The sequence below is a fragment of the Citrobacter sp. Cpo090 genome, from assembly GCF_030332665.1.
GTDB classification, from domain to species: domain Bacteria; phylum Pseudomonadota; class Gammaproteobacteria; order Enterobacterales; family Enterobacteriaceae; genus Citrobacter; species Citrobacter portucalensis.
This window is the reverse complement of sequence record NZ_JAOWHK010000028.1, coordinates 154927-181563: the sequence shown is the minus strand read 5'-3', so window position 1 is coordinate 181563 and position 26637 is coordinate 154927. Positions and strand designations below refer to the sequence as shown.

The window sequence follows — 26637 nt, the reverse complement described above, 5'->3', positions numbered from 1 at the left end:
CGGCCTACAGGTCATGCCGCACCTGGTAAGCCCGGTAAGCACAGCGCCACCGGATGATAACTATACGAATTAACCTATCAGGCACTTTGCGCCAGGGCAAGTTCCTCTTCACGCGTTTCAATACGCTGGTCGCCGTTATACAGACGCGCATTTTGCAGCCCGACAAACAGACGTTCGCCGCGGCTCGGGGAATTATCGCCCTGCATGATGACCGTCAGCGGTTCGTTATACCACCCCAGTGGTTGCACAACTAATTGGGTGTAGTGTCCTTTCGGACTGGCTTCCAGCACCTGTACCGGCAATGGTGAATCCAGGCTGGTACGACGGCTGACGTCCACTTCCCACGGGCGCAGGAACAGATCCACCGGTCCCTGATAGCCAGGCGTATAGCCCAGCGGCCAGCGGTGCGCCCCCACGTGGAATTGGCCGCCACGAATCGTCCCCTGCAGGCGGTTAACCTCACCCATAAATTCCAGAACAAAACGGGTAGCCGGTTCGCGCCATACCTGATCCGGCGCATCAGCCTGTTCGATATGACCCTGGCTCATCACCACCACGCGGTCTGCGACTTCCGTTGCTTCTTCCTGGTCGTGGGTCACAAACACGCTGGTAAACTTCAGCTCTTCATGCAGCTGGCGCAGCCAGCGACGCAGCTCTTTACGCACCTGCGCATCAAGCGCGCCGAACGGCTCGTCGAGCAATAAAATCTGCGGCTCCACCGCCAGCGCACGCGCCAATGCCACGCGCTGCTTTTGTCCGCCGGAGAGCTGTGCCGGGAAACGGTCCGCCAGATGAGCCAGTTGAACCATTTCCAGAAGTTTGGTCACTTTTGCTTTGATGGCCGCCGCATTCGGGCGTTCACGCCGTGGCAGGACCGTCAGACCAAACGCGATATTGTCGAAAACGGTCATATGGCGAAATAGCGCATAGTGCTGGAACACAAACCCCACTTTACGGTCGCGAGCATGCAAACGGCTGACGTCGGTACCGTGAAAACGGATATGCCCGCTGGACTGATGCTCCAGCCCGGCAATAATGCGCAGCAGCGTGGTTTTGCCCGAGCCAGACGGCCCCAGCAGCGCAACCATCTGACCTGAAGGAATATCCAGCGAGATATCGTTCAGCACCTGGGTGCGACCAAAAGACTTCTTAATATTGGCAATCTCAATGCTCATGATTTTCCTCCTGCTGCGCGCGTTTTTCCTGGTTCTCCAGACGCCATTGCAACATGCTCTTCAAAAACAGGGTAATAATCGCCATCAGCGTTAATAGCGCCGCGGCGGTAAAGGAGCCGACCGTGTTGTAGTCCTGCTCCAGTAATTCAATCTGTAATGGCAACGATAAGGTTTCGCCGCGAATCGAGCCGGAAACAACCGACACCGCACCAAACTCACCAATCGCACGGGCGTTGGTCAACACCACACCGTACAGCAATGCCCAACGGATATTCGGCAGCGTCACGCGTCGGAACATCTGCCAGCCTGACGCGCCAAGCAGCACAGCCGCTTCATCTTCATTACTGCCCTGGCTTAACATCACCGGCACCAGTTCGCGCACTACAAACGGACAGGTCACGAACACTGTCACCAGCACCATCCCCGGCCAGGCAAACATAATTTGCAGGTTATGCTCATCCAGCCATCCGCCAAGCGGACCGTTAGAGCCGTAAAACAGCAGATAGACCAGACCGGCGACCACTGGCGAGACAGCAAACGGAATATCCAGTAACGTCAGCAGGAGTTGGCGTCCTGGGAAGTTGAAGCGAGTCACCAGCCAGGCCAGCAACACGCCAAACACCAGGTTCACCGGGACCGCAATCAGCGCAATCAGCACCGTAAGCCAGATCGCATGCAGCATGTCCGGGTCCGCCAGGTTCTGTAAAACCGGCATTAATCCCTTGCTGAACGCCTGCACGAAGATGTAAATCATCGGCACCAGCAAAATAAACGCGGATACCAGCATGCCCGTGCCGATTAAAAACCATTTCCCCCAGTTGATGCGGGGTGCGCCATAGCGTTTCAATTGGGTAATGTCTGCCATCAGTGACCTACCACGCGTCGACCAAAGCGACTTTGCAGGGTGTTAATTGAAAACAGCAGCAACAACGAAGCCCCGAGGATCACAGAAGCAATCGCGCTGGCGGCCGGGTAGTCAAACTCCTGCAGGCGAACAAAAATCATCAGCGAGGTCACTTCCGTTTTCCACGCGATGTTTCCGGCGATAAAAATAACCGCACCAAACTCACCAAGGCTGCGGGTAAACGACAGCGCAACGCCCGCCACCAGTGCGGGTGACAGCTCCGGCAGCACCACTTTACGGAAACTCTGCCAACGCGTAGCACCAAGCGTTTCTGCCGCTTCTTCATATTCCGGGCCTAACTCTTCCAGTACCGGTTGTACGGTACGCACCACAAACGGAATGCTGGTAAACGCCATCGCTACCGCGATACCGAGCCAGGTGTAGGTCACCTTGATATCCAGCTTCGCCAGCCACTCGCCGTAGAAGCCATTAACCGAAAACAGTGACGCCAGCGTCAGACCCGCCACCGCTGTAGGCAGCGCAAACGGCAGATCCATCAGCGCATCCAACAGCGTACGGCCCGGAAAGCGATAGCGGGTTAAGATCCACGCCATCAGCAAACCGAACACGCCGTTAAAAATCGACGCCACAAACGCCGACAGCAGCGTCACTTTATAAGCCGCCACTACCTGCGGATTGGTAATCACATCCCAGTATTGCGCCCAGCTCATTTGCGCCAATTGCATAACCAGCGCGCTCAGCGGCAGCAGCAATATCAGGCAGACAAACAGTAAGCTGGTGCCCAGGCTCAAAGTGAAGCCGGGCAGCACGCGTCGGGAAGAAACAGCAAACATTTACTTACGCCCCGCCGCCAGCAGTTTGTCCAGCTCACCGCCGCTGACAAAGTGCGTTTTCATCACTTCAGGCCACGAGCCAAACTTATCTTCCACACGGAACAATTCGGTCTGCGGGAATTTATCTTTCAGCTTGTCCATTACCTGTGGGTTATTCACGCGATAGTAGAAATCGGTAATGATGGTTTGCGCCTGCGGGCTGTACAGCCAGTTCAGGTAAGCTTTCGCCGCTTTTTCAGTACCGTTGGCTTGCACATTTTTATCTACCCAGGCCACCGGGAACTCCGCCAGAATATTGACCTTCGGCACCACCACTTCGAAGCCCTGGTCTTCATACTGTTTACGGATGTTGTTCACTTCCGATTCAAAGGTAATCAGTACGTCGCCCAGACCGCGCTCAACGAAGGTGGTGGTTGCACCACGGCCGCCGGTATCAAACACTTCTACGTTTTTCAGAAACTGGGTCATGAACTGTTCGGTTTTGGCTTTATCTCCCCCATCCGCTTTATCTGCCGCGCCCCATGCTGCCAGATAGGTATAGCGTGCGTTACCGGAGGTTTTCGGGTTCGGGAAAATCAGTTTCACGTCCGGGCGAACCAGGTCGTTCCATTCGTGGATGTTCTTCGGGTTGCCCTTACGCACCAAAAACGCCATGGTGGAATAGAATGGCGAACTGTTATTCGGCAGGCGGCTTTGCCAGTCGGCAGGGATCAGCTTGCCTTTGTCATGCAGGATCTGCACGTCAGTCACCTGGTTATAGGTCACCACATCGGCTTTCAGCCCTTGCAGAATCGCCAGCGCCTGTTTTGATGACCCGGCATGAGATTGTTTAATCGTCAGTTTGTCGCCGCCGTTATCCTTCGCCCATTGCTGTTCAAACGGCGGATTAAGGGCGGCAAACAGCTCGCGGGAAACATCGTATGAACTGTTCAGCAGTTCCGTTGCCTGCGCCTGCCCCACCAGCAACAGCATGGCTGCCAGCGTCAGTGTTCTTTTTTTCAGTAAGTTAACGGCCATTGCGCACCCTTATAAATTAAATGACTTTCTTATGGTCATCATATTTATAACCAGTGCTAAAGGAGTAACGGTTTTATATACCGTTTGATGATTTGAAAGTTGAAAAGAGAATAAGGAAGACCTCCCCAGATTTACCGGGGAGGAGATAGGCGTCGATCAGACGCCAACGCTTACGCTTTCAGGCAAAGTGCTGCCGCCATCAATCACGTTTTGCGTGCCAGTTAAATAACTGGACTCATCCGATGCCAGGAACGCCGCCAGTTCACCGACCTCAAGCGGGCAGGCCAGACGACGCATCGGGATCGCTTTCGCCATTTCGACTAATACGGATTCAGGATCTTCCGGGTTAGACTGACGCGCAATGCTTTCCGCCATCGGCGTACGAACGTAGCCTGGGCAAATGGCATTCACGCGAATGCCGGACTGCGCATATTCTACCGCCAGGGATTTGGTCAAACCGATGATCGCGGCTTTCGACAGCGCGTAGGCCGTTTCGCCGGGATCGGCAACCATATCGCCGGTCACTGATGACATCATCACGATGCGCCCGTCTTTGCGCGCAATCATCTCCGGCAGAACGGCTTTCGTCACGTTCCAGACGCCTTTAATGTTGATATCAATGTGGAAATCGCGATCTTCATCGCTCATATCAAGGAAGTTGCCGAGGCGGCATACGCCGGCATTGTTCACCAGAATATCGATTTTGCCTTCAATCTGCTTCGCGCGCGTCACCGCTTCCTTGACCGACGCAAAATCTCTGACGTCAGCGTGAACGGCTGTACAACGGTGCCCACGCCCAGCCAGCTCATCCGCCAGTTTTTCAATCTCATCGGAGATATCCAGCAGGATTAAGTTCGCGCCATGGCGGGCAAACGTTCTGGCGATACCCTCGCCAATACCCTGAGATGCGCCCGTAATCAATGCTGTTTTGCCCGTGAGTTTTCCCATTTCAATATTCTCCTTTTGAATATGAAGCCTTCGCCTCATTCACGCAGAAGATACAGCAATAACAAATTAGTGCTGAGGAATAGCTCACTAAATCAGGTTAATCTCAGTTAAAAAAAATCCCCGACGATGCGGGGACTCAACAGCAAACATGCTCTGACTACGTTAACAGAAGACTTACAGCCGTTTTTCCAGCAAATGAGCTCTCATCAACTCCGATGCCATCTGCGCATCCCCTTTTTTAATATGAAGCAGTATTTCCCTCTGTTTTGTCGCCGTATCAAGGAAATACTGACGATCGTTCGCAGGTAACGACGCCCTTGTTTTCTCAAAATAAGTAATCAGGACATCGGAGAAAACCTGCAGCACTCGATTGCCACTCGCCTGTAGCAAGAGCAAATGAAAATCTCTATCGTGACGATCGGCCACCAGGGGGTTATCCGCATTTTCTTCAATAAGCCTTAGCTCATTTTCAAGTTTGGAGAGCATAGCCGGGAAAATTCTACGCGTTGCCAGAGGGATAATCGCACACTCAATCAGGATCCTTGCCTCTGTAAATTCCGTGATATCAAACCCGGACAAATCAAACTGCATTAACAACTGGTGATTTATGTTGTGCTGTTCCAAATTTTTCAAGACGCTACCACGACGGGGAGAGCGTTCAAGCATTCCCATCTGTACCAGCGTGCTGAGCGCCTGACGAACTTTATATCTTGATGTATTAAAACGAACGGCAAGTTCAGTTTCAGTTTCAATGCGACCATCAGCATTGCGGTTAGCATCATCAAGCAGATAATTTTTAATGCTTTCAAACAGTTCGTTTTTGTTATCCATAAACACTCTCTGATTAAAGTGCTGTAAAAATCATGAGTATAAATAATCTAATAAGTTAGATTGATTAATATACTGTTATGGTAAGATTATAGCCCCTATTATTCAAATTATATCAGTTCATTTGTTAATAAAAAGGAATTAATTATGGTGTTATTCGTAACTCAGTTTGCGATAGTACTTATATGTATCGGTATAGGTGGGCGTTTTGGCGGGATTGGCCTCGGGGCTGCTGGCGGGTTAGGACTCGCTATCCTGACTTTTGGTTTTGGACTCCCACCCGACTCGCCTCCTATTACTGTTATTTCTATTATCCTCGCGGTGATCACATGCATCACAATCCTCCAGGCGGCCGGTGGACTTGATTTATTCGTTACGATGGCAGAACGAATCCTCAGAAAGTGGCCGGGCGCTATTACTTTTCTCGGCCCAGCAGTCGCTTACCTTTTTACTGCTATCTGCGGGACAGGGTATGTTGCCTTTTCCGTTTATCCAGTAATTGCTGAAATTGCAGCAGATGCCAGGGTACGGCCAGAGAGGGCCATGTCTATGTCAGTAATCGCTGCCAATTTTGGCCTCATTGCCAGCCCTGTCAGTGCGGTCGTTACAGGGACAATTGCTGTCCTCGCTGGATTACATGTCTCTGCGTTAGATATCTTGTTGGTTACCGTTCCCGGAACGTTTCTGGGCTGTATTGTTGGCTGCCTGTTCGTCTTTAAAAGAGGTCATGAGCTTAAAAATGATCCAGAATTCCAACGCAGGGTTGCTGAAGGTGAGTTTGAATCAGTAAAAGCTGAAGAGCGAACAGCCAATATCGTGACAAAAGAGGCAAAGAGAGGATTGCTGATTTTCCTTACCGGTATCATTCTGGTCGTACTTATGGGTTCAATTCCTGAATTACGTCCTCAGTGGAATAACGGTAGCGGAATGGAGCGTATGAGTATCCCAACCACGCTGCAAATAGTTATGCTGACAACAGCATGTATTATTATGATGGTGTGCCGAATTTCTCCGTCAAAACTCGATTCAGGTTCAGTTTTTAAAGCAGGTCTTGTAGGTGTCGTCGCCATATTTGGTCTGTCATGGATGATGAACTCCTTTTTTGAGGCATGGCACGAATTATTTAACACTGCCTTCCACGATTTTCAGAATCCAGTATTGTTTGGCATTATTGTTTTTGGCCTTTCCGCCGTAATTTATAGCCCAGCAGCGACGGCTGTAGCGCTACTCCCCGCTGGCGTGTTAATGGGATATCCGGCAGAGACCCTGGTCGCCCTGCTCCCGCTTACTTGCGGATCGTTCATTATTCCTGGAGGGGCACAGATCGGCTGTGTGGCGTTTGATCGAACCGGAACAACTCGAATTGGCAAGTATGTGGTTAATCACAGCTACATGCTCCCAGGCCTTGTTACCGTTGTAGCATCAACCCTTTTTTGCTTCCTTTTTTCCAGAATGCTGATGTAGCGCGAGAGAGCAAATTAATTGTGGTAATACCCTTTCTTCATAGCATCCTCCCTGAACGGGCTCAGAGAGGATGCCCATTACTCACTTTTGAATATCGCCACCGCTATTTTCTAAAGAATGTACTTTACAGAACAACCTGAGCAATTAGATAAGCAAAAATGACCTGAGAGATAACCATGACAAATCCCGGGCGAATATAGCTATGGTTGACAACAAAGCGTCCAATCTTTGTGGTACCTGTTCGGTCAAATGCAACACAACCGATCTGATTTGCTCCCGGGATAATGAAGTCACCACAGGTACAGGCAAAAATAGCGATAAGAAACGGAGCTGGTATACCTAAGGTAACACCTAGTGGCATGATGGCAGCTACCGTCGCCGCGGGGCTCATAATGACCAGAGAGAACAAAAAGACAACTACACCAAAAAGCATTGGAGCGCCATTTACAATGCCACCAAAGACCTTAATCAGTTCAGGCTGGTAGGCATCAAAAAATGTCGCCGTCATCCATGAAACACCAAGAATGGCTACCACCCCCATCAAACCAGCACGAAAGACGGAACCACTATTCAAGCTACTACTTGGTACTTTACTGACGATCATAATAAACAAAGCTGCTGTCAACATGATCATTTGGATAACCATTGGGGTTGACAGTCTTTTTCCATCCCAGGAAGGGAGTAACCCAGTAAAAGAACCTAAAATAAGCACCAGTACTACGCCAATGGCAAAGATCACAACGCCTTTTTTAGCGCCAGCCGACGCAACGAATTCTTTTTTCTGCTCAGTATGCATGAACTCATATTCGCCAGCGGCAACTCTCCTCTGAAATTCCGGATCATCCTCTAGCTCTTTTCCGCGTTTATAAACTGAAAAGCTGGTAACAATGGCAGCCAAAAAGAATGAAGGGAGAGCAATTGTCAGTATTTGCCCAAGAGTAATCCCAGCATATTCATGCAGGATAGCCAGCATCCCCGCGGTTGCGGCACTCATCGGACTGGCTGCAACCGCGACACTGGCCGCAATAACTGTTGCGGATAACGCTCGCTCCGGACGGACCTTTGCTTCAGCAGCAACCTCAGCGACAACCGGATACAAAGAGAAAGCAACGTAAGTAGTGCCACAGAATAGTGTAAATATGGAAGTTAATATTGGGGCAACAAAAGTAATAGCCTGTGGTTTTTTACGCAGTAATTTTTCAGCCACACGCACAAGATAATCAAGCCCACCAGCGGCTTGTAATACGCTGACAGCGCCAATTACACAAATAATAATTAACATTGCAGTAATGGATGGTGTGGAGGGCTTAAGCCCAAAACCCAGAACTAATATTGCAACGCCAAGCCCTCCACCAGCACCAAGCCCCATTCCGCCATAACGCCCGCCTATACCAATACAGGCGAGTACAATAAATAATTGTATAAAAAATAAAGCATCCATTTTTCACCTCTAAGCATCTCCCGGATATTGCATCCGGGAGATATTAATTATTATGCTCAGGATTAGTTTAAATATGATTTAGCAACTTCGATCTGTTTTTTAACAGCGTCAGTGCCAGTTCCACCATAAGACATTCTTGATTTAATACAGGCTTCGAGAGATATACTCTCATAAATATCATTATCAATTTTATCATCAAATGAGTGGAATTCATCCAGAGTAAGTTCTTCCAACATTTTTCTATGTTTTATACAGTAATTAACGGCACTGCCAACAATATGGTGAGCTTCCCTGAAAGGGATTCCTTTACGAACCAGGTAGTCAGCCATATCGGTCGCATTTGAGAATCCTCTTGCCGCAGCGCTGCGAGTATTCTCTGAGAGAATAACCATTTTTTCGAGCATCGGTGCCATAATTTTCAGACTGGTCTGTAAGGTATCCATCGAGTCATAGACCTGCTCTTTATCCTCACTCATATCAGTATTATAGGCGAGAGGGATGCCTTTCATAATGGTCAGCATCGCCATTAGATTTCCGTACATACGACCACCTTTACCACGCATTTTTTCGGCTACGTCGGGGTTTTTCTTCTGTGGCATGATGCTGGAACCGGTGCAGAAATCATCTGAAAGCTCAATAAATTTAAAATCCTGACTTGAGAATAAAACCAGTTCTTCAGACAAACGGGTAAGATGCATAAAGCACATAGCAGCTGCAGCAGTGAATTCAACCATATGGTCACGATCGCTGACAGAATCAATACTATTTTCAGTCGGCTTATCAAAACCAAGCTCTTGAGCCGTGAAATCACGATCAATGGGGAAAGTAGTGCCAGCAAGGGCTGCTGAACCTAAAGGGCATTCCCCCATGCGTTGATAAAGGTCTTCAAAACGAGTCCAGTCACGGCGTAACATCCAATAATATGCCATTATCCAGTGCGACAGAAGAATGGGCTGCCCGGTCTGTAAATGTGTATAGCCGGGCATAATCGCATTAATGTTATTTTCAGCTTTGCTGACAATCACTTTTTGCAGATAAATAATATCCTGCTGAATTTCTCGAATAGTTGATCTCATATGCATTTTAGAATCAACAGTTGTCTGGTCATTACGGCTTCGACCTGTATGTAACTTCCCACCAACAGGACCGATTATTTCTGTCATACGTCTCTCAATCGCCATATGAATATCTTCATCAACGGTATCAAAAACGAACTGCCCTTCCTTAATTTCTTTATCTACTTGCCTTAAGCCACCAATAATCTTATTCGCTTCATCCTGCGTGATAATTCCCTGACGGCCCAACATAGTGGCATGGGCAATACTTCCCTGAATATCAAAAGGGCAGAGACGCTGCTCCAACATAATTGTTGCGTTATAGGATTCAACCAGTTTATTTGTAGGCATATCAAAGCGCCCACCCCATAATTTTGTAGACATAAAACCTCCAGGGAGTTTTGTTGCAAAATGGTTAAATAAAAATTCCGTTATTTTTCGGTCATTTTCAGATTACAAGACTGTTATTTTAATTGTCAACAAATGGAGCCATTAAATCAATTTATACAGGAATTAATTACACTTATTAATCGTTTTATTTTTTATGAATTGCACGAAAAAACCAGATCTTTATCACATTTAAATCATGGTTTAATTCAGATACATTCAGAATTTTTAAAGTAATAAAGTGGAATTAATAGCTTATTGATTCTAAATAATTGCAATTAATACTGTTGTTATACAAATAAACTGGCAGGTTAATAGCACTGAACTTGGGGAGAGATTTTCCAGGATGAGCGTCAATGCCGGTGCATTATCGGCATGGCAGGCGCTGTGTGGTTTGGGGGATAGCTATTTTGTGCCAGATGGCGGCGTCAGGCCATCTGGCACAAAAAATTACAGCGCCATTAAACGGTCCAGCGATGGGGCAAAGTAATAGCCGCCGGTTACCGGTTTGGTGAAGCGCAGCATCGCGTCGCGCTTACCGTCGGTGTCACCAAACATGCTCAGCAACTGTTGTTCAATGTTGTGCAAACGAGCGCAGTAGGCGCAGAAATAGAGACCATGCGTGCCGCTGGCAGTACCGTATGGCAGGCTCTGGCGAACAATTTTCAGCCCTTTACCGTCTTCTTTGAGGTCAACACGGCTCAGGTGAGAGGTGACCGGACGGTCATCACCGTCGATCTCTTCGTTGGCTTCCTTGGTGCGACCAATCATCATTTCCTGGTCATGGATGCTCATGCGATTAAGCTGCTTCAGGTTATGTTCCCAACGCTGCACAAACACATAGCTGCCACCGGCATCCACACCATCTTTGATAACGGCAACTTCACGGCGCGTTTCTTCGCCTGCCGGGTTTTCCGTACCGTCAACAAAGCCGCTGAGATCGCGCTCTTCGACCCAACGGAAACCGTGGATTTCTTCTTTGACTTCAATACAGTCGCCAAATGCTTCCATTGCCGCCTGCGCAACGGAGAAATTCACGTCATGACGCAAAGAGAGAATATGGATCAACACGTCATATTGGGTTGCTGGTGCCAGACCTTTACCGTAAGGGATAAAGTCTTTTAACTCTTCAGCACCAACGCCGCCGCTCAATGCACGCCAGGTGGTGTTGCCAAAAGCGACAACCGCGCCCAGATGCGCATCCGGGAACTTAGCTTCAAAGGTCGCCAGCTTATCGGCGAAGGTTTTGCTGGCCGCACGCAGGGCCTCAACGTCGCCTTTAACATTGGCTTCAATCCAAATCGCCGCACGGCAATGTTCTGGCAAAATGCCACTCTGAACCTGAGACATTGTTCCTCCTGAAAAAAAAGATGCCACGACATCGTGGCATTGATGGGCGCTATTCTACCTGTTTTTTTAACAAGCCGATTTGTTCAGACGCAAATTAACGCCGCCAGATAATTTTGCTTACTTTCCACGCTTTCAGCGTGTCGTCAGACGGCATTATGTCCTCAGGCCCGCTCCATTCGCCGGAAAAAATATAGCTAATATGTTGACTTCCCTCAGCTTTACACTCAACGCCCGCACTATCATCGCCGGTTGCTTTTTGGCAATTACCGAAAGCTTTAGTGTAAAGGTCGCTAAACGGTGTACCGATTTCGACACCCGCGGCTGACGAAATATCGTGGTCTAATACATCAATACGACTGATGGTTCCCTGGCTGCCATTGATGACTATCGCCAGCTTGTCGTCTTTCATCGCTTCATAGAAGCGCACCACATTACCGTTATCGGTCTTCATTCCGCTACGCAGGCGGTAATCACCGTCCAGCGCATCAGCAATGGCTTTTTCATCCAGCGGCGTAGCGCTCGTTAACGCTCCGACGCCCTGCTCTGTGACCTGCGTTGAAGAACCAAACCAGTTCCACGGATTGGCGGCAGACCAGTTCACCGAGGACAACGTTGAACACCCGGCCAGTAGCAGCGGCATCGCGCATAAAGTCAAACGCAGTGATTTCATTTCACTTCCTTCCTTATTTATCAACGTTGCTTGGAGTCCGGTTTCCCCAAAAAGTGCCGTTATTCTTTCTCAAGGGAAAAACAGGCGCGCAGACGTTGATTGGTTAACAGCCAGATCAGCGCGACGATATCCGCCACCAGCAGCGCCAGCCCGACGCCGTTGAGCGGATCGCCTGCCAGCCACATCACCGGCTGCCAGCACAGCAGCACCAGTTGAGCGAGAATCAATAATCCGCGCAGCCAGCGCCAGATTACCGGAAACGCAAAGCGTCGCCCGCTGAGTAAAAACGCCAACACGGCGGGAACGCCGGGGAGCAACCCCAGCCAGAATGCGTCATGATCGGGATAAAACAGATTCAGCAAGGTGTTGCCCTGCTCACGGGAAGAACCGGCAATCACAAACAAAACCCAGGTGCGTGCCTGCAATAGCAGTACGCACCAAAAGAGAAAAGGCAGGCGCAGACGCCCATGACCGTCATAGTCGGCCGGATGAAACTCAGTACTCTTCATCTTCGATCAAACGCTTGCCCAGATTGAGTACATCCGCATGTTCATAGCCCAGACGTTCATACATGCCCTGTACAACGTCATTATCGTCACGCACCATGATTTGAATCTTCGGGCAACCGCGGGCAATGAGCTTTTTCTCCAGCCGGTTGAGCAGCGCATTGGCAATACCGCGACCGCGAAACTCAGGATGCACGCCGAGGTAATAGGCGGAACCACGATGCCCGTCGTATCCGCCCATCACCGTACCGACCACCTCACCGTTCACTTCAGCGACGAGGAACAAGCTGACGTCATGATTGACTTTACGTTCGATGTCCATTTCAGGGTCGTTCCATGGACGCAGCAAATCACAACGCTCCCAGAGGGTAATCACCTCTTCGAAATCTTCCTGGCGAAAAACGCGTATTTCCATGGTATTGGGTACCTTTTCAGGACGTTAAAAAGCGATTATGGCTCGAACGGCTGATTTAGCCAATATCTGACGCGAAGCGGCGGAAAAAATGGCATAATACGGAATTGTCACGTATTGAAATGAAAAGTAAAACAATTCTTATCTCGATCCGTCGCAACGGACTACGCGATACGATATAACGTTTAGAACCTTTTTTTTACAACTCAGGCCGTATGAGCACTTTTAAACCACTAAAAACACTCACATCGCGCCGCCAGGTGCTGAAAGCCGGGCTGGCCGCCCTGACGCTGTCAGGCATGTCGCAAGCCATCGCTAAAGAAGAAGCGCTAAAGACCAGTAATGGACACAGCAAACCGAAAGCGAAAAAATCCGGCGCTAAGCGCGTTGTTGTCCTTGATCCGGGGCACGGAGGGATTGATACCGGCGCAATTGGTCGCAACGGGTCGAAAGAAAAGCACGTGGTGCTGGCGATTGCCAAAAACGTGCGCTCGATCCTTCGTAATCAGGGGATTGATGCACGCCTGACCCGCTCCGGCGATACGTTTATTCCGCTCTACGATCGCGTCGAGATCGCCCACAAACATGGTGCCGACCTGTTCATGTCGATCCACGCCGACGGTTTTACCAATCCGAGCGCTGCGGGTGCTTCGGTCTTTGCCTTATCCAATCGCGGCGCCAGTAGCGCCATGGCGAAATATCTGTCCGATCGTGAAAACCGGGCCGATGAAGTCGCCGGAAAAAAGGCCACCGACAAAGATCATTTGTTGCAGCAGGTACTGTTCGATCTGGTGCAAACTGACACCATAAAAAACAGCCTGACGTTAGGCTCGCATATTCTTAAGAAGATCAAGCCGGTACACCGTCTGCACAGTCGCAGCACGGAACAGGCCGCCTTCGTGGTGCTAAAATCGCCATCAATTCCGTCGGTACTGGTCGAAACCTCATTCATCACCAACCCGGAAGAAGAACGATTACTGGGTACGGCAGCGTTTCGTCAGAAAATCGCCACCGCGATTGCCAATGGCATCATCAGCTATTTCCACTGGTTTGATAACCAGAAAGCCCACTCGAAGAAACGTTAACCATGAAGCCCGATGCACAGCGCGTAAAACAGTTCCTGCTCAGCCTGCAGGATGAGATTTGTCAGCAGTTATCCACCGTAGACGGCAGCGAGTTTGTTGAGGATAACTGGCAGCGCGAAGCGGGCGGCGGCGGGCGCAGTCGGGTGTTGCGTAACGGCGGTATTTTCGAGCAAGCAGGCGTCAACTTCTCCCACGTCCACGGCGATGCAATGCCGGCCTCGGCTACCGCGCATCGCCCGGAGCTTGCCGGGCGCAGTTATGAAGCCATGGGCGTCTCGCTGGTGGTGCATCCACAGAATCCCTACATTCCAACCAGCCATGCCAACGTACGGTTTTTTATCGCGGAAAAACCGGGGGCCGATCCCGTGTGGTGGTTTGGCGGCGGCTTTGACTTAACGCCCTACTACGGCTTTGATGAGGATGCGGTTCACTGGCATCGCACGGCGCGTGATCTGTGCCAGCCGTTTGGCGACGACGTTTATCCACGTTACAAAAAGTGGTGCGATGACTACTTCTTCCTCAAGCACCGTAACGAGCAGCGCGGCATTGGCGGGCTGTTTTTCGATGATTTGAATACCCCTGATTTCGACCACTGCTTCGCCTTTATGCAGGCAGTAGGTCAAGGTTACACCGAGGCGTATCTGCCCATCGTCGAACGCCGCAAAATGATGAGCTGGGGCGAGCGCGAGCGTAATTTCCAGCTTTATCGTCGTGGGCGCTATGTGGAATTTAATCTGGTGTGGGATCGCGGCACGTTGTTCGGTTTGCAAACCGGCGGGCGCACGGAATCGATTCTGATGTCGATGCCGCCGCTGGTACGCTGGGAGTATGACTGGCAGCCGGAAACGAACAGCCCGGAAGCTGCCCTTAGCGAATTTATTCAGGTCCGCGACTGGGTGTAATTACCTGATGGCGCTACGCTTATCAGGCTTACAGCAACGGCAAAACCCGTAGGCCGGATATAACGCGTTAGCGTCGCATCCGGCACAATAATCTCATCATGCCCACTGGCGCATACGCTGATGCAGCGTCAACGACGGTTTCTCCGCAAACAGCTGCTGGTAGTCGGTGGCAAACTGCCCTAAATGCCAGAATCCCCACTGCATGGCGGCGTCTTTCACCGTCGCACTCTGCGACCACGGGCTTATCAACTCACGACGCACGGCGTTCAGGCGAATACGTTTCAGCCAGGCATTCGGACCTATACCGAGGATCGCGTGAAAGGCGTTTTGCAACGTCCGGCGGCTAACGTGCAGCTGATTGCATAAGTCGAGCACGGTCAGCGGCTCTGACATATTTTCCAGCACATATTCGCGCGCACGCGACAGCAAGCGACGATAGCTCTGATGGCTGATGCTCTCCGCAGTCATAATCGGCTGCGCTTCTTCCAGCATGGTGCCCATCGCCAGCAGCAGGTTATCGCCCAAGACCTTACGTACCGCAGGTTGATGGAGGTTTTCCGGGTTTTCGCTAAACGTCGCCAGCGCCTGCTGCACAAAGCCCCATAGCGCGGCTTTATGTTGTTCTTTAACTTCCAGCGCCGACTGATTGCGCAGCATATGCAACACCCTTTCCGGGTTATGCAGGAAATTGGCCTGACGAGCAATGGCCTCTTCCGAAATGACAACACCCAAAATGGTGTAGTCATCCGGTGTACTCAGTTCAAACTCCGTCCCGCCTGGGCGGGTGGCAATTTCAGCGCTACCCAAACACTGGGTACCAATAAATCCCTGCTCGCCGCGCGTGGCCGGAATGCCAAACCAAAATGAGTTTGGCCAGACAAGGCACGACTGACGCAGCGCCAGTCCGGTGTATTCACGGAACACCTGAATATCGTCGAGCAGGATTTCCGTGAACTCGCCATGAAATTTCCCCGGATGCAGCTGGTCGTAGATCTGCTGCCAGGCGGTTATCGTCAGAGCATGCTCATACACATCCGTTGTACGCCGCTGGTGAACGTTGTCCACCTCCACTTTCGGCGTCAGTTTAACGTCTTCGGGTAATGCTTCATGATAAAGATGGTGCAGGTTTGCAGTACGTTTCTTTTTCATGATCTTTTAAGCCGGAAGCTTCAACGAAGCCCCCGGCCCTCCGACAGGTTAATTTTTTAAGCGATAGCGACTACTGCGTTTACGCAACGCTCCGTCAGAAAAGAGCTGTTCCAGCGCCTTTCTGGCTTCATCAAGTGACCAGCCAAAGTGGGCGGCCACTTCCCCTGCCGTCATTCCTTGACGGACCGATGCTAACAGCGTCAGAAGTTGGGCAGAGGATTCAGACGTCACGGGGGCGTCTTGTGTCTTCTCTGGTTTCACTTCTGTTTTCGCTTCTGGCTTCTGTTCAGGTTTCTTCGGCTGGCGTTTAAAACCGCCGATCAGCCACTGGGTGTCATCGTCCGGCCGGCCTATTTCCTTACGGCTGATAACACGGCCCGTACGCGCTGCGGCTGCACTGCCAGCATCCAGCGCTGCGCGGCATGCCGCCAGATCGCCTTCCACCACCAGCGTCAGCCGACCAGGATCGAGCACTTCGTGGCTAAGCAGGCGCACGTTCGCGGCTTTCAGCATGGCATCCGCCGCGTCCACGGCAGCCACCATGCCATCCACTTCCAGTAATCCCAGTGCATTGATCATCACTACCTCTCTTACGCGCGCTGGATTGGATTACGGGCAATATCCAGAACGGCATCAGCAAAGGCGTTACATGCGGCTTTACAAGCAGCCTGGCTACCGGTCAAAAACGCTGCTGAATAGTTGGTTTCTGACGGCGGTGGTACATAGGTCACCAGTTGTACATCGGCAGATTTCAGCGCGGCATCAATACCAAATGTCGCTTCCAGCGGCGGCGCCACCAGATACGCCATCGGATCGCCTAGTCGGCATCCCGCGGTCGCGGAAAGATACGAACCGGTACGCGAAACCACATGCGCCAGGAAGGCGGTATCTTCTGCGTCATTCGCCCACTGGAATGCCGCCCCGCTTTCAATATTGGCCACCATCGCGTCCAGACCTGCGCGAACTTCGGCCGGGTTTGGTCCACCGAGCATAATCAGCACTTCGCCCGAGGTTGGAGAGGGACTGTGCGCCGCACCGGCATACAGCGAGCGGCCATAAACCACTTCGACCATTGCCTGTTTTGTCGCTTCGTCTGCGGCAATATACGCCACGTCATCAGAATCTGCTGTGATGAGTCCGAGGCTACGTATATGTGGCGGTAATTTAAGTTCGCGGGCAAAACCGTCATTTACCGAGGCAATCACACGCATCGCGGTGACTGAAGGTCTAATTAAATCTAATGCTGGCATGATGCCTCCTTAACGGGTCATATTGATGCCGGATGCTTTTTGCTCCAGCATGCGCTTGGCCAAATCCACAATCACCGCCGCCGCTTCAACCGGTGGCGTACCGCCCTGGTGAATGTTCGAGATACAGGTACGGTCAGCCTCAACGGTGGTCGCCACACGCGGCGAATAGACGGCGTAGCAAGAAAGACTTTCCGACTGGCCGAGGCCCGGACGTTCACCAACCAGCAGGATCACCGCTTTTGCACCCAGCAGTTCGCCGATCTGATCTTCGATTTTCACGCGCCCATAGCGAACAAAGAACGGCGTCCCGACCTTCAATCCAGCCTGTTTTAAGCCCGACAACAGCGGCGGCAGGATCTCTTCGTAGTTGGCGGTAATCGCATCGGTAGACAGGCCATCAGAAATAATCACCTGCACATCCGGATTCATTACACACTGTGATTTCAGTGCTTCAATGGCTTCCGCACTCAGACGACGCCCCATGTCTGGACGCGTCAGATACAGGTTTTTGTCGCTGATTTCCGAGCGCACTTCCAGCAGTCCCTGGGCTTTTACCCACTCTTCCGGCACTTCTTTCAATACCGTATCTTTCGAACGCGAGTGGTCAGCCAGGAAACGCAGCAGCGCCTGGGTACGCGGACGCGGACCGGCACGACCGGTACATACACGCGCAGCGGTGCTACGGCGCAGTTCGGTCAATACCTCTGCGCGGTGCGGATTCTCAACGCCAATCCACGCTTTGGCTTCGGCTGAGCCTAAGTCCATCGCACAGCTTTCACCGGTCGGCGCGGCGCACTGCGTGGTGCTGCATTTTGCTGGTGCTGACGATTCTTGAGCCTGCGGTTGAGACTCACCCATTGACGCCATTACGCTGCGTACAATTTCTTCAATCTGTTTTTGATCCATCGTGTGTCATCCCCGCGTCATCAGAAGAACAGTGACGGATCGCCCGCCCGTTTGGTCAGGCGACCGTTTGCCATAATGCCCATGGTTTCCAGCCAGCGTTCAAACTCCGGCGACGGACGCAGGTTCAGCAGCTGACGCACGGTCGCGGTGTCGTGGAAGGCGGTAGTCTGATAGTTGAGCATGATGTCGTCACCGAGCGGCATGCCCATGATGTAGTTGCAGCCAGCGGTGGCGAGCAGAATCATCAGGTTTTCGTTAAGGTTCTGGTCAGCATCAGCATGGTTGGTGTAGCAGCAGTCGCAGCCCATTGAGATGCCGCTCAGCTTGCCCATGAAGTGATCTTCCAGACCGGCACGAATAATCTGACGGTCGTTGTAGAGATACTCCGGCCCGATAAAGCCCACCACGGTGTTCACCAGGAACGGATCGTAGTGGCGCGCCAGCCCGTAGTTACGTGCTTCCATCGTCACCTGATCGGCACCGAAGTTCGCGCCCGCGGAAAGCGCAGACCCTTGCCCGGTTTCGAAGTACAGGCAGTTTTCCCCGGCGATACGGTTGAACTCCGCGCCCACTGCGCGCGCTTCATCCAGCATGGCCAGCTCAACGCCAAACTCTTTTAAGCCTTTCTCGCTGCCGCAGATACTCTGGAAAATCAGCCCGCCCGGCGCACCGCGACGAATCGCTTCGATCTGGGTAGTCACGTGTGCCAGTACGCAGCCCTGGGTCGGGATGTTGAATTTGTCGATGACGCCATACACGGTATCCAGTACGCGGCTTAAGTTTTCCACGTCATCCGTTACCGGGTTTACACCAATCACCGCATCGCCCGCCCCGAAGGACAACCCTTCGTAGATTTGTGCGGCAATACTCTGCACGTCATCACGGGTGTCGTTCGGCTGCAAACGGCAGCTAAAGGTGCCCGGCAGACCGATGGTGGTATTGGCCTTTTTGATCACCGGCATTTTCTTACCGCCGTAGATCAGGTCCGCGTTGGAGCAAATTTTTGCTACCGCGGCGACCACTTCCGACGTTAACCCTTTACGTGTAAACGCAATGTCATCCACGGAGGTTTCATCGCTCAACACGTACTCGCGCAGCTCGCTGATGCTCCAGTTTTTGATACGGTTATAGGCCGTTTCGTTGACGTCATCCTGAATCAGACGCGTTACACAGTCCTCTTCATAGGAAATCACCGGGTTATTGCGGATATCCGCCACCGTCATTTCCGACAGTACCTGCTTGGCCGCCACGCGTTCCTGCGAACTGGTTGCGGCCACTCCTGCCAGCACATCCCCCGAACGCAGTTCGTTGGCTTTTGCCAGCACCTCTTTAACATCCTTAAACTGATAAACATTGCCGAACAATGTGGTCTTTAGTTTCATAAGTCGTTCCCTCAGGAAGGAAATGCGAGTGATTTCACCGTCACCGGCACAACCGATCCGCCAAAAAGAGGCGTACCAATGTCGATATAGTCCCCCGCCCGGACAACCACCTCATCGATGACTGCCAGCGGGTGTTGCTGTAACTGTGGGCGTAACAGCATGCCCAGGGCCTTACCAAAATCCTGCTCGGCTACCACCAGCAGGGGATGCGGATTCGGATAGCGCGCGACGAAGGCCAGCAGCGCATCAATCACCGTTAACAGCGCGGCGTAGCGCACCGGCAGTGAACCGGGCAGCGCCAGCACGTAGGCGTCTGTTTGCGGGTCAAGATCGAGCTGCATTAGCGCCTGTTGCCAGGCGGCCACCAAATCAGCCTCATCAACCGGAATCGCCACCGGCAGATTGCGCAGCGGAAGCGCCACACCTTCCAGCCAGATGGTGCTGCCCGAAAGCGACAGCGTATGCGCACCGGCGCCAATCACCGTGGCGCGCACGGTTTGCGCCGGGAACTGCACGTTCATCTCACGCAGGCGCGGATGTTCATGCAGAGCCGTCGCTAACAGCGGGCCAATGTCGGAAAAACAGAACGGATCGGCTGGTTGGTTGCGGTAGCACTCGCCCACCCCGCCGGACAACGTAATCACTTCCGGTTTCACGCCCGCCGGTAACAGGCCGGTTTGCATCAGCGCCTGTGCCAGCGGTGATAACGTGCCGTCGATCACCTCCACAATCAGCGCCGCCATCCGTCGGGCTACCTGAACAAGCTGCGCCGCATTGAGAGTTCGGGCATCAGTGCCCGGACCAAATACGTCATCAACAATCATCTGCCCCGGCTGATGCGCATGCACTACTCGCCCCTGGCCGTCCGTTTCCAGCAGTCGTCCGCCGACGTTGAGGCAAGCCGAACCGCTGACCTTTCCGGCATCGAACAGAACGTAGTTCGACGTACCGCCACCGATGTCGATATTCAGTACGCGGCACAACTTCTGCTCGGACAGGGTTTGTGCCCCCGCGCCGTGACCGGCAATCACCGATTCCAGATGCGGACCGGCGCTGGCAACCACGAAGTCCCCCAGAGACTGAGAGAGCGCCATCACCGCCGGACGCGCATTACGAGTTTTGGCACTTTCTCCGGTGATGATGATCGCGCCGGAATCGACAGTCTCAGGCGCAATACCCGCCGCCTGATACTGGGCGAGGATTAGCGCCTTAAGTTCGGCCTCCTTCAACCCGCCCTGCTTATCAACGGGGGTCAAGAACACCGGGCTTTGCCAGCTAATTTCGCGTTTGATGAATTCGTAGCGCGGCACCTGCGACACTGCCGCACGGTTGACCAGCTCAAGGCGCGAGAAAATGACCTGAGTGGTGGTGGTGCCGATATCGATACCGACGCTCAGTAGCTGGCGAGTATTCACGATTGCGCCTCCGGGTTGGTTTCTACTTCAGCTGGCACATCTTCATCTTTCGGTACCAACAGCATAGCCACACCAATCGCCGTCACGCCGCCAATCAGCTTGCCGACAATCATCGGGAAGATCATCGCGTTCATGTTGGCAGCGGCGAAGCCTAAGTGGTCACCCAGTGCAAAGGCCGCGGAGACCGCAAAGGCGCAGTTGATCACTTTGCCGCGGGTATCCATATTCTTCATCATGCCGAACATTGGGATGTTGTTCGCCAGCGTCGCGACCATACCGGCAGCCGCAATATTATTGATTTTTAACAGGTTACCGACGCTCATCAGCGGTTTTTCAAACCAGCGAGTCAGCAGCAACACCATTGGGTACGCGCCGAGCAGTACGCAGGAAATAGAACCGATAACTTCGATGGCGCGCATCACTTCACCCGGCTTGTCGCCCGGAGCCATGAAGATAGGATCAAGACCTGGGATCAGCTCCCAGCCGAGCAGGAATTTAACCACCGCTGCTGCCAGGCCGATGGTGATCAGCGCCACCAGGAATTTCGCGAAGATCTGGAAGCCGTTGATCATTTTTTCCGGGATGAATTTCAGTCCCAGCGCCACCAGCACAGCCACGATCAACACCGGGATCATATTCATCAGGATCAGCGCGAAGGTGAATTCCACCGGCTGTCCGTTGATTTCGACGCCGGAGTACATCGCAATCAAACCGCCCGCAATACAACCAATCGGAATGGTGACGATACCCGCCAGCACGCCCAGCGCCAGATAACGGCGGTCAGACGGTTCAATAATCCCCAGTGCAACCGGAATGGAGAAGACCAGCGTCGGCCCCATCATCGCCCCGAGGATCAGGCCAGAGTACAGCCACGCCGCCACGTCGCCGCCCGCCAGTTCTTTCGCCAGGAAGAAGCCGCCCATATCGCACGCCAGCAGCGTTCCGGCAAACATCGACGGGTTCGCGCCCAACATTTCATACAGCGGAATAATCACTGGCCCGAGCACATGCGCCAGTACCGGTGCCAGCGCGGTCATACCAACCATCGCCAGACCCAGCGCGCCCATCGCCATAAAGCCTTCTTCAAACTGGCCGCCCGATCCCTCAATACTCTTACCGAACTTACCGAGGAAGCGTGCCGAACCGCCGAACTGCGACAGGATCCTGTCCACGGCGGCAATCAGCATAAAGAACATCATGATGTACATGATGATTTCGTTAATTCCCATAGCCCCTACTCCCTGTCATTTGTGATTTGTAGGCCGGATAAGACGTTTACGTCGCCTCCGGCATTAACGCCGTGTTATTGCCGGATGGCGGTGCGAGCACCTTATCCGGCCTACAGGCATTACCCGGCAGCCGCGTACAGGTCGATGATCTGTGCCTGCGTGGCGGTCCGTGGGTTACTGCGAATACAAATATCCTCCAGCGCGGCGTGAGCCCATGCGCTGTAATGCTCGGGCTTTGCCCCAACGTCAGAGAGTCGTTTGGTCTGGCCCACTTCGCTAATCAACTCACCGACCGCGTTGATGGCATCGCGATCGTCCGATTTCTTGTTGGTTAACGCCCGTCCGATATGGCTGAAGCGCTCACGACACACCATACGGTTGAAACCCATTACCGTAGGAAGCAGCATGGCGTTAGCCTGTCCGTGCGGGATGTGCAACGTCGCACCCGGCTGGTGCGCCATCGCATGGCACAGGCCCAGCCCTGCGCTGGAAAACGCCATCCCGGCCATACAGGAAGCCAGCAGCATGCTTTCGCGCGCCGCCAGATCCTGACCGTAGCCGACGGCCTTCGGCAGCGATTTACCGATCATCGCAATCGCGCCAATCGCCAGGCTGTCGGTAAACGGCGTCGCGTTCAGCGCGCTATACGCTTCAACGGCGTGCGTCAGTGCATCAATCCCGGTCATCGCCGTTACGTGTGCAGGCACACCTTCCGTCAATGCGGCATCAAGGATCGCCACATCCGGCATCAGGGTTGCGTGGGCCAGCACTTTTTTGAGTCCGGTCGCGGCGTCGATAATCACCGTGACGTTCGTGGTTTCTGAGCCCGTTCCGGCGGTAGTCGGTACGGCAATCAGCGGCAGACGCGGGCGTAACGCGCTTTGCTCGTCCATATCAGCCAGCGTCTGGGTGGGATTCGTCACCAGCAACGCCACTGCCTTGGCGGCATCCAGTACGGAGCCACCGCCGAAGGCCACAACGCCATCACACTTCGATTCACGCAGTTGCGCGACTGCCGCACAGACGTCCGTAATGCACGGCTCGCCTACCGGACATGGCCACAGCGTCATTGCCACACCTTTCATCGCCAGGCTGCGCTCCAGTGCGGCGGTCATCCCCGCCTGATGCAGAAAGCTGTCAACCATGACGAACATATGCGTCAGTCCGCGCGTTTGTGCTTCCTGTCCGCAGGTACTGAGCGCTCCCAGTCCACATAACGTAACCGGGGGAACGCTAAACGTTTTTACGCGTTGCAGATTCAGGGTATCGAATGCCTGAAAGAGCGCGGTCTGCAATTCAGCTTGCATAGATTCCTTCCGCTTTTTCTTTTCCGCTATTTGCAATCGCCAGCGGAGTCATAAACAGGCTGTGCTGGGGTAAATGCACCTGCAGTTCCGGGAAACGCTTACGGAACAGTTCATCAACGCCCGGCTGCATACAGGAACCACCGGCCAGCCACAAATCAGCGACATCCTGTCCGGCAATATGGTGCGCCACGATTTCCGCCATCTTTTCGTAGACAGGCTTCACCACCGGCCAGATTTCTTTGCCGTTGCTGCGTTTGTACTGCTCGGCTTCTTCCAGCTGGATACGACGGTTCCCGGCCAGCGTCAGAGAAATATGGTGCCCACCGGTTGCTTCATCGGCGGAGTAGGTCACCTTGCCCTGCTTAACAATCGCAATCCCGGTAGTGCCACCGCCAATATCCACCACGCCAGCGTTATCGAGCTGCAACAGATCCGCCACCGCGGTTGGTTCGTCGAGCACATGGCTCACTTCAAGCCCGGCAGACTCCAGCACGTTAATAGAAATGCGTGGGTCAGTTCCCGGCGGAAATGAGGTTGCCGCATGGGTAAAGCGGCAACCCAGCTGTTGTTCGAGCGTATCGAGATGGCGACGAACGATGGTCACCGCACCAAAGAAATCCCAGACGATGCCATCGCGCACGACATCGGCCCAGTCCAGGCAAACTGCGACCGGCTGTCCGTCACTGTCCACAACCATCGACACCACATCACACGTTCCCAAATCAATGCCCAACCACAGCGGTGAATCGCTCTTTGCGGGCGTCTGGTTACATAGCGTTGCCGCTTTTAGCAGTCTGGGTGTCAACCAACGTTGTTCGTCGTGCGCCATCTCATTTACTCCTTATACAATTCTGAAGGCGTCTACCAACACACAGCGACGCAGACGCACAAACGTACGCGCACTGGTCACCCCTTCCCCGGTTGGTGTGGTAATGGTCATCGTGGTCCAGCCTTCACCGCCCAACCCAAGACCGGCAATGCACGGTCCGTTCTTAACGAAGATGCTGGTATCAATGGCGTTTGCCATACGGTTCATGTTGTCGATATTGCGTGAGTGCATCGCCGCCGTATGGTGGCAGCCGCCTTCAAGCTTGACCGCCAGTTCAATGGCTTCATCGACGTTGGCAACCCGTACGACCGGCAGCACCGGCATCATCAGTTCGGTAACGGCAAACGGATGCGTCGCGGAGGTTTCGACGAACAACAGACGGGTTTGCTCCGGTACGTTCAGACCAATCGCCGCAGCGATTTTTCCGGCATCGCGTCCGACCCAGTCACGACTGACTGTGCCTTTACCGCGCTCATCGATATTTTTCAGCAGCACCGGCTGCAGCTGTTCGGCCTGAGCCGCGGTCAGTTTCACCGCATGCTGGCTTTCCATCAGACGCATCAGTTCATCAGCGACGCTATCGACCACGATCAACACTTTTTCGTCGGCGCAGATGATGTTGTTGTCAAACGATGCACCTTTGACTATCGACTGCGCCGCGCGTACCAGGTCAGCCGTTTCATCAACCACCACTGGTGGATTACCCGCACCAGCGGCGATCAGACGTTTGTTGGTGTGCTTACGCGCGGCGTCCACTACGGCTTCACCGCCGGTCACCACCAGCAGGCCGATACCTGGGTACTTGAACAGACGCTGGGCAGTCTCGATATCCGGGTTGGCAACCGTTACCAACAGGTTTGCCGGACCGCCTGCGGCAACTACCGCCTGGTTAAGCAGAGTGATAGCGCGCTGAGAAACTTTTTTCGCCGCCGGATGCGGTGCGAAGACCACGCTGTTACCAGCGGCAATCAGGCTAATGGCGTTGTTAATGACAGTCGCGGCCGGGTTGGTAGACGGGGTTACCGAGGCCACCACGCCCCACGGCGCGTTTTCAATCAGCGTCAGACCGTTATCGCCGGTCAGAACCTGTGGAGACAGGCATTCCACCCCCGGCGTGCCGCGCGCCTGCGCCACGTTTTTGGCAAATTTATCTTCGACGCGTCCCATGCCGGTTTCAGTGACGGCAAGTTCCGCTAATTCTCTGGCGTGCTTTTCGCCCGCCTCACGTAGAGCCGTGATAGCCAGTTGGCGCATGGCGACGCTTTTCAGCCCCTGCTGGGCCAGTTTTGCTGCCGCCACTGCGTCATCCAGGGAGGCAAAAACGCCCATTTCTTGAACGGCACTGACGGGTTGGCTGCTGTCTTTCATTTTCAGCAGTACCGCTTTCACGACCTGTTCAATATCCTGTTGATTCATGATTTTCTGCCTTATTTATGGAAGATCACCTGACCACCTGCCACCACTTCATCGACAATGCCAATCACGCACAGATCGACAGGCGATGATTCATTCCGGTGCGCCTGACGGGCGGAGCTTCCGCTGACCAGCAGCACCCACTCTCCGGTTCCCGCCCCGATGCTGTCGATAGCAACAGCACATTGCCCGTCGGGATTTCCCTGGGCGTCAATCATTTCCACCATCAGCAACTTGTCGTGCGCGAGCCCCTGATGGCGTACGGTACAAACAATTTGTCCTGTAACGATTGCCAGTTTCATACGCGCCTCCGTGGCATATTTCAGGTAAAACCTCCCCCTACCCTCCGCAGAAGGTAATGTGAAAAGGAGAGAGGGTGACGCCAGCAATGAAGTCTGTGGCGTCACATGGACGACTTACATGTCGTTGCTGTCGCCTTTAAAGCTGATCGGGAACACTTCTTCCAGATCGCCATGCGGACGTGGGATCACGTGTACGGAAACCAGCTCGCCAATACGCTGTGCAGCCGCAGCACCTGCGTCCGTTGCAGCTTTACACGCCGCTACGTCGCCACGGACCATGGCAGTAACCAGGCCGCCGCCGATCTGCTTCACGCCAACCAGTTTCACGCGTGCCGCTTTAACCATTGCGTCAGAAGCCTCAATCAGTGCAACCAGGCCCCGGGTTTCAATCATTCCTAATGCTTCCATTGTGTTTTCCTCTCATTAAGGGGTCCAGAACGGGACCTATACATACACTTCATCCTTCACACCGCCTCTTTGTTGGCTGCGTTTGCTCACCTCAGTCACTTACTTAAGT

Annotated in this window: 27 protein-coding genes; 3 read left to right on the top strand and 24 right to left on the bottom strand. The window is 53.1% G+C overall.

What is annotated here, in order from left to right:
- Positions 1-77: 77 nt before the first annotated feature.
- From cysA to OGY83_RS12425, 6 genes are all read right to left on the bottom strand, one after another.
- A complete protein-coding gene (gene cysA / locus OGY83_RS12450; protein WP_191234951.1) occupies positions 78-1175 on the bottom strand; it encodes a sulfate/thiosulfate ABC transporter ATP-binding protein CysA in 1098 nt (365 codons plus the stop codon).
- The gene (gene cysW / locus OGY83_RS12445; RefSeq protein ID WP_003038064.1) at positions 1165-2040 is read right to left on the bottom strand and encodes a sulfate/thiosulfate ABC transporter permease CysW; all 876 of its coding nucleotides are present in this window, start codon (positions 2038-2040) and stop codon (positions 1165-1167) included. Before cysW ends, cysA begins: the two co-directional genes overlap by 11 nt.
- Positions 2040-2873: a sulfate/thiosulfate ABC transporter permease CysT gene (gene cysT, locus OGY83_RS12440; RefSeq protein WP_003038061.1), complete on the bottom strand. Its 834-nt coding sequence runs from the start codon at positions 2871-2873 to the stop codon at positions 2040-2042. Before cysT ends, cysW begins: the two co-directional genes overlap by 1 nt.
- Positions 2874-3890 carry a thiosulfate/sulfate ABC transporter substrate-binding protein CysP gene (cysP, locus tag OGY83_RS12435; RefSeq protein WP_003835019.1) on the bottom strand — a complete coding sequence of 339 codons (1017 nt, stop codon included), beginning with the start codon at positions 3888-3890 and terminating at the stop codon, positions 2874-2876.
- 156 nt (positions 3891-4046) lie between these two features.
- Positions 4047-4838 (bottom strand): SDR family oxidoreductase UcpA, encoded by a 792-nt coding sequence (ucpA, locus tag OGY83_RS12430; protein ID WP_003835020.1) that lies wholly within the window; start codon positions 4836-4838, stop codon positions 4047-4049.
- Between the two features lie 174 nt (positions 4839-5012).
- Positions 5013-5669, bottom strand: a complete 657-nt coding sequence (locus tag OGY83_RS12425; RefSeq protein ID WP_079939146.1) for a FadR/GntR family transcriptional regulator — start codon at positions 5667-5669, stop codon at positions 5013-5015.
- A 144-nt stretch (positions 5670-5813) separates the two neighbouring features.
- Here OGY83_RS12425 and OGY83_RS12420 point away from each other — a divergent pair, with 144 nt between their 5' ends.
- Positions 5814-7130 carry an anaerobic C4-dicarboxylate transporter family protein gene (locus tag OGY83_RS12420; RefSeq protein WP_286635978.1) on the top strand — a complete coding sequence of 439 codons (1317 nt, stop codon included), beginning with the start codon at positions 5814-5816 and terminating at the stop codon, positions 7128-7130.
- Positions 7131-7254: 124 nt separating this feature from the next.
- Here the strand turns inward: OGY83_RS12420 and OGY83_RS12415 are convergent, their stop codons facing one another.
- The 6 genes from OGY83_RS12415 to OGY83_RS12390 form a co-directional block, all read right to left on the bottom strand.
- Complete coding sequence (locus tag OGY83_RS12415) at positions 7255-8571, bottom strand: anaerobic C4-dicarboxylate transporter family protein (protein ID WP_079939147.1); 1317 nt, start codon at positions 8569-8571, stop codon at positions 7255-7257.
- A 62-nt stretch (positions 8572-8633) separates the two neighbouring features.
- Positions 8634-10010: an argininosuccinate lyase gene (gene argH, locus OGY83_RS12410; RefSeq protein WP_286635977.1), complete on the bottom strand. Its 1377-nt coding sequence runs from the start codon at positions 10008-10010 to the stop codon at positions 8634-8636.
- Between the two features lie 453 nt (positions 10011-10463).
- Positions 10464-11363: a porphyrinogen peroxidase gene (gene yfeX, locus OGY83_RS12405; protein ID WP_123267685.1), complete on the bottom strand. Its 900-nt coding sequence runs from the start codon at positions 11361-11363 to the stop codon at positions 10464-10466.
- 94 nt (positions 11364-11457) lie between these two features.
- Entirely contained in the window at positions 11458-12033 is a 576-nt protein-coding gene (locus OGY83_RS12400; RefSeq protein ID WP_191214158.1) for an RpoE-regulated lipoprotein, read from the bottom strand.
- 59 nt (positions 12034-12092) lie between these two features.
- On the bottom strand, positions 12093-12542 hold the full coding sequence (locus OGY83_RS12395; RefSeq protein ID WP_003835027.1) for a DUF2919 domain-containing protein: 450 nt from the start codon (positions 12540-12542) through the stop codon (positions 12093-12095).
- Positions 12529-12954 (bottom strand): GNAT family acetyltransferase, encoded by a 426-nt coding sequence (locus OGY83_RS12390; protein WP_003038048.1) that lies wholly within the window; start codon positions 12952-12954, stop codon positions 12529-12531. The genes OGY83_RS12395 and OGY83_RS12390 overlap by 14 nt, the downstream gene beginning before the upstream one ends.
- A 212-nt stretch (positions 12955-13166) precedes the next feature.
- Between OGY83_RS12390 and amiA the strand changes: the two genes are divergently transcribed.
- Together amiA and hemF are read left to right on the top strand one after the other, a co-directional pair.
- The gene (amiA, locus tag OGY83_RS12385) at positions 13167-14036 is read left to right on the top strand and encodes an N-acetylmuramoyl-L-alanine amidase AmiA (protein WP_003038046.1); all 870 of its coding nucleotides are present in this window, start codon (positions 13167-13169) and stop codon (positions 14034-14036) included.
- A gap of 2 nt (positions 14037-14038) precedes the next feature.
- Entirely contained in the window at positions 14039-14938 is a 900-nt protein-coding gene (hemF, locus tag OGY83_RS12380) for an oxygen-dependent coproporphyrinogen oxidase (RefSeq protein WP_286635976.1), read from the top strand.
- 96 nt (positions 14939-15034) lie between these two features.
- Here hemF and eutR read toward each other — a convergent pair whose 3' ends face one another.
- The 12 genes from eutR to eutM form a co-directional block, all read right to left on the bottom strand.
- On the bottom strand, positions 15035-16087 hold the full coding sequence (gene eutR / locus OGY83_RS12375) for an HTH-type transcriptional regulator EutR (protein ID WP_079939152.1): 1053 nt from the start codon (positions 16085-16087) through the stop codon (positions 15035-15037).
- 48 nt (positions 16088-16135) lie between these two features.
- On the bottom strand, positions 16136-16666 hold the full coding sequence (eutK, locus tag OGY83_RS12370; RefSeq protein WP_123267688.1) for an ethanolamine utilization microcompartment protein EutK: 531 nt from the start codon (positions 16664-16666) through the stop codon (positions 16136-16138).
- A gap of 11 nt (positions 16667-16677) precedes the next feature.
- Complete coding sequence (gene eutL, locus OGY83_RS12365; RefSeq protein WP_003838537.1) at positions 16678-17337, bottom strand: ethanolamine utilization microcompartment protein EutL; 660 nt, start codon at positions 17335-17337, stop codon at positions 16678-16680.
- A gap of 9 nt (positions 17338-17346) precedes the next feature.
- Entirely contained in the window at positions 17347-18243 is an 897-nt protein-coding gene (eutC, locus tag OGY83_RS12360; protein ID WP_149281436.1) for an ethanolamine ammonia-lyase subunit EutC, read from the bottom strand.
- A 20-nt stretch (positions 18244-18263) separates the two neighbouring features.
- Complete coding sequence (gene eutB / locus OGY83_RS12355) at positions 18264-19625, bottom strand: ethanolamine ammonia-lyase subunit alpha (protein WP_003038029.1); 1362 nt, start codon at positions 19623-19625, stop codon at positions 18264-18266.
- 11 nt (positions 19626-19636) lie between these two features.
- Positions 19637-21040, bottom strand: coding sequence for an ethanolamine ammonia-lyase reactivating factor EutA (gene eutA / locus OGY83_RS12350; RefSeq protein ID WP_286635975.1), 1404 nt, complete (start codon positions 21038-21040; stop codon positions 19637-19639).
- A complete protein-coding gene (gene eutH, locus OGY83_RS12345; RefSeq protein WP_003835043.1) occupies positions 21037-22269 on the bottom strand; it encodes an ethanolamine utilization protein EutH in 1233 nt (410 codons plus the stop codon). The genes eutA and eutH overlap by 4 nt, the downstream gene beginning before the upstream one ends.
- 119 nt (positions 22270-22388) lie before the next feature.
- Entirely contained in the window at positions 22389-23576 is a 1188-nt protein-coding gene (eutG, locus tag OGY83_RS12340; protein ID WP_286635974.1) for an ethanolamine utilization ethanol dehydrogenase EutG, read from the bottom strand.
- On the bottom strand, positions 23566-24405 hold the full coding sequence (eutJ, locus tag OGY83_RS12335; RefSeq protein ID WP_048234757.1) for an ethanolamine utilization protein EutJ: 840 nt from the start codon (positions 24403-24405) through the stop codon (positions 23566-23568). Before eutJ ends, eutG begins: the two co-directional genes overlap by 11 nt.
- A 12-nt stretch (positions 24406-24417) precedes the next feature.
- Positions 24418-25821, bottom strand: coding sequence for an aldehyde dehydrogenase family protein (locus tag OGY83_RS12330; protein WP_286635973.1), 1404 nt, complete (start codon positions 25819-25821; stop codon positions 24418-24420).
- 11 nt (positions 25822-25832) lie between these two features.
- Positions 25833-26120 carry an ethanolamine utilization microcompartment protein EutN gene (gene eutN / locus OGY83_RS12325; RefSeq protein ID WP_003038011.1) on the bottom strand — a complete coding sequence of 96 codons (288 nt, stop codon included), beginning with the start codon at positions 26118-26120 and terminating at the stop codon, positions 25833-25835.
- Between the two features lie 114 nt (positions 26121-26234).
- A complete protein-coding gene (gene eutM, locus OGY83_RS12320; protein WP_003835054.1) occupies positions 26235-26528 on the bottom strand; it encodes an ethanolamine utilization microcompartment protein EutM in 294 nt (97 codons plus the stop codon).
- Between the last annotated feature and the right edge of the window lie 109 nt (positions 26529-26637).

What these genes read in the sequence shown, in the direction of transcription:
- argH (WP_286635977.1), bottom strand. Translation starts at nt 10,010, where the DNA reads ATGTCTACAAAATTATGGGGTGGGCGCTTTGATATGCCTACAAATAAA.
- OGY83_RS12400 (WP_191214158.1), bottom strand. Translation starts at nt 12,033, where the DNA reads ATGAAATCACTGCGTTTGACTTTATGCGCGATGCCGCTGCTACTGGCC.
- amiA (WP_003038046.1), top strand. Translation starts at nt 13,167, where the DNA reads ATGAGCACTTTTAAACCACTAAAAACACTCACATCGCGCCGCCAGGTG.
- OGY83_RS12425 (WP_079939146.1), bottom strand. Translation starts at nt 5,669, where the DNA reads ATGGATAACAAAAACGAACTGTTTGAAAGCATTAAAAATTATCTGCTT.
- eutC (WP_149281436.1), bottom strand. Translation starts at nt 18,243, where the DNA reads ATGGATCAAAAACAGATTGAAGAAATTGTACGCAGCGTAATGGCGTCA.
- OGY83_RS12415 (WP_079939147.1), bottom strand. Translation starts at nt 8,571, where the DNA reads ATGGATGCTTTATTTTTTATACAATTATTTATTGTACTCGCCTGTATT.
- eutN (WP_003038011.1), bottom strand. Translation starts at nt 26,120, where the DNA reads ATGAAACTGGCAATCGTTACAGGACAAATTGTTTGTACCGTACGCCAT.
- eutK (WP_123267688.1), bottom strand. Translation starts at nt 16,666, where the DNA reads ATGATCAATGCACTGGGATTACTGGAAGTGGATGGCATGGTGGCTGCC.
- cysT (WP_003038061.1), bottom strand. Translation starts at nt 2,873, where the DNA reads ATGTTTGCTGTTTCTTCCCGACGCGTGCTGCCCGGCTTCACTTTGAGC.
- eutL (WP_003838537.1), bottom strand. Translation starts at nt 17,337, where the DNA reads ATGCCAGCATTAGATTTAATTAGACCTTCAGTCACCGCGATGCGTGTG.
- eutM (WP_003835054.1), bottom strand. Translation starts at nt 26,528, where the DNA reads ATGGAAGCATTAGGAATGATTGAAACCCGGGGCCTGGTTGCACTGATT.
- OGY83_RS12395 (WP_003835027.1), bottom strand. Translation starts at nt 12,542, where the DNA reads ATGAAGAGTACTGAGTTTCATCCGGCCGACTATGACGGTCATGGGCGT.
- cysW (WP_003038064.1), bottom strand. Translation starts at nt 2,040, where the DNA reads ATGGCAGACATTACCCAATTGAAACGCTATGGCGCACCCCGCATCAAC.
- OGY83_RS12330 (WP_286635973.1), bottom strand. Translation starts at nt 25,821, where the DNA reads ATGAATCAACAGGATATTGAACAGGTCGTGAAAGCGGTACTGCTGAAA.
- eutH (WP_003835043.1), bottom strand. Translation starts at nt 22,269, where the DNA reads ATGGGAATTAACGAAATCATCATGTACATCATGATGTTCTTTATGCTG.
- eutJ (WP_048234757.1), bottom strand. Translation starts at nt 24,405, where the DNA reads ATGGCGCACGACGAACAACGTTGGTTGACACCCAGACTGCTAAAAGCG.
- eutB (WP_003038029.1), bottom strand. Translation starts at nt 19,625, where the DNA reads ATGAAACTAAAGACCACATTGTTCGGCAATGTTTATCAGTTTAAGGAT.
- OGY83_RS12420 (WP_286635978.1), top strand. Translation starts at nt 5,814, where the DNA reads ATGGTGTTATTCGTAACTCAGTTTGCGATAGTACTTATATGTATCGGT.
- ucpA (WP_003835020.1), bottom strand. Translation starts at nt 4,838, where the DNA reads ATGGGAAAACTCACGGGCAAAACAGCATTGATTACGGGCGCATCTCAG.
- hemF (WP_286635976.1), top strand. Translation starts at nt 14,039, where the DNA reads ATGAAGCCCGATGCACAGCGCGTAAAACAGTTCCTGCTCAGCCTGCAG.
- OGY83_RS12390 (WP_003038048.1), bottom strand. Translation starts at nt 12,954, where the DNA reads ATGGAAATACGCGTTTTTCGCCAGGAAGATTTCGAAGAGGTGATTACC.
- yfeX (WP_123267685.1), bottom strand. Translation starts at nt 11,363, where the DNA reads ATGTCTCAGGTTCAGAGTGGCATTTTGCCAGAACATTGCCGTGCGGCG.
- cysA (WP_191234951.1), bottom strand. Translation starts at nt 1,175, where the DNA reads ATGAGCATTGAGATTGCCAATATTAAGAAGTCTTTTGGTCGCACCCAG.
- cysP (WP_003835019.1), bottom strand. Translation starts at nt 3,890, where the DNA reads ATGGCCGTTAACTTACTGAAAAAAAGAACACTGACGCTGGCAGCCATG.
- eutR (WP_079939152.1), bottom strand. Translation starts at nt 16,087, where the DNA reads ATGAAAAAGAAACGTACTGCAAACCTGCACCATCTTTATCATGAAGCA.
- eutG (WP_286635974.1), bottom strand. Translation starts at nt 23,576, where the DNA reads ATGCAAGCTGAATTGCAGACCGCGCTCTTTCAGGCATTCGATACCCTG.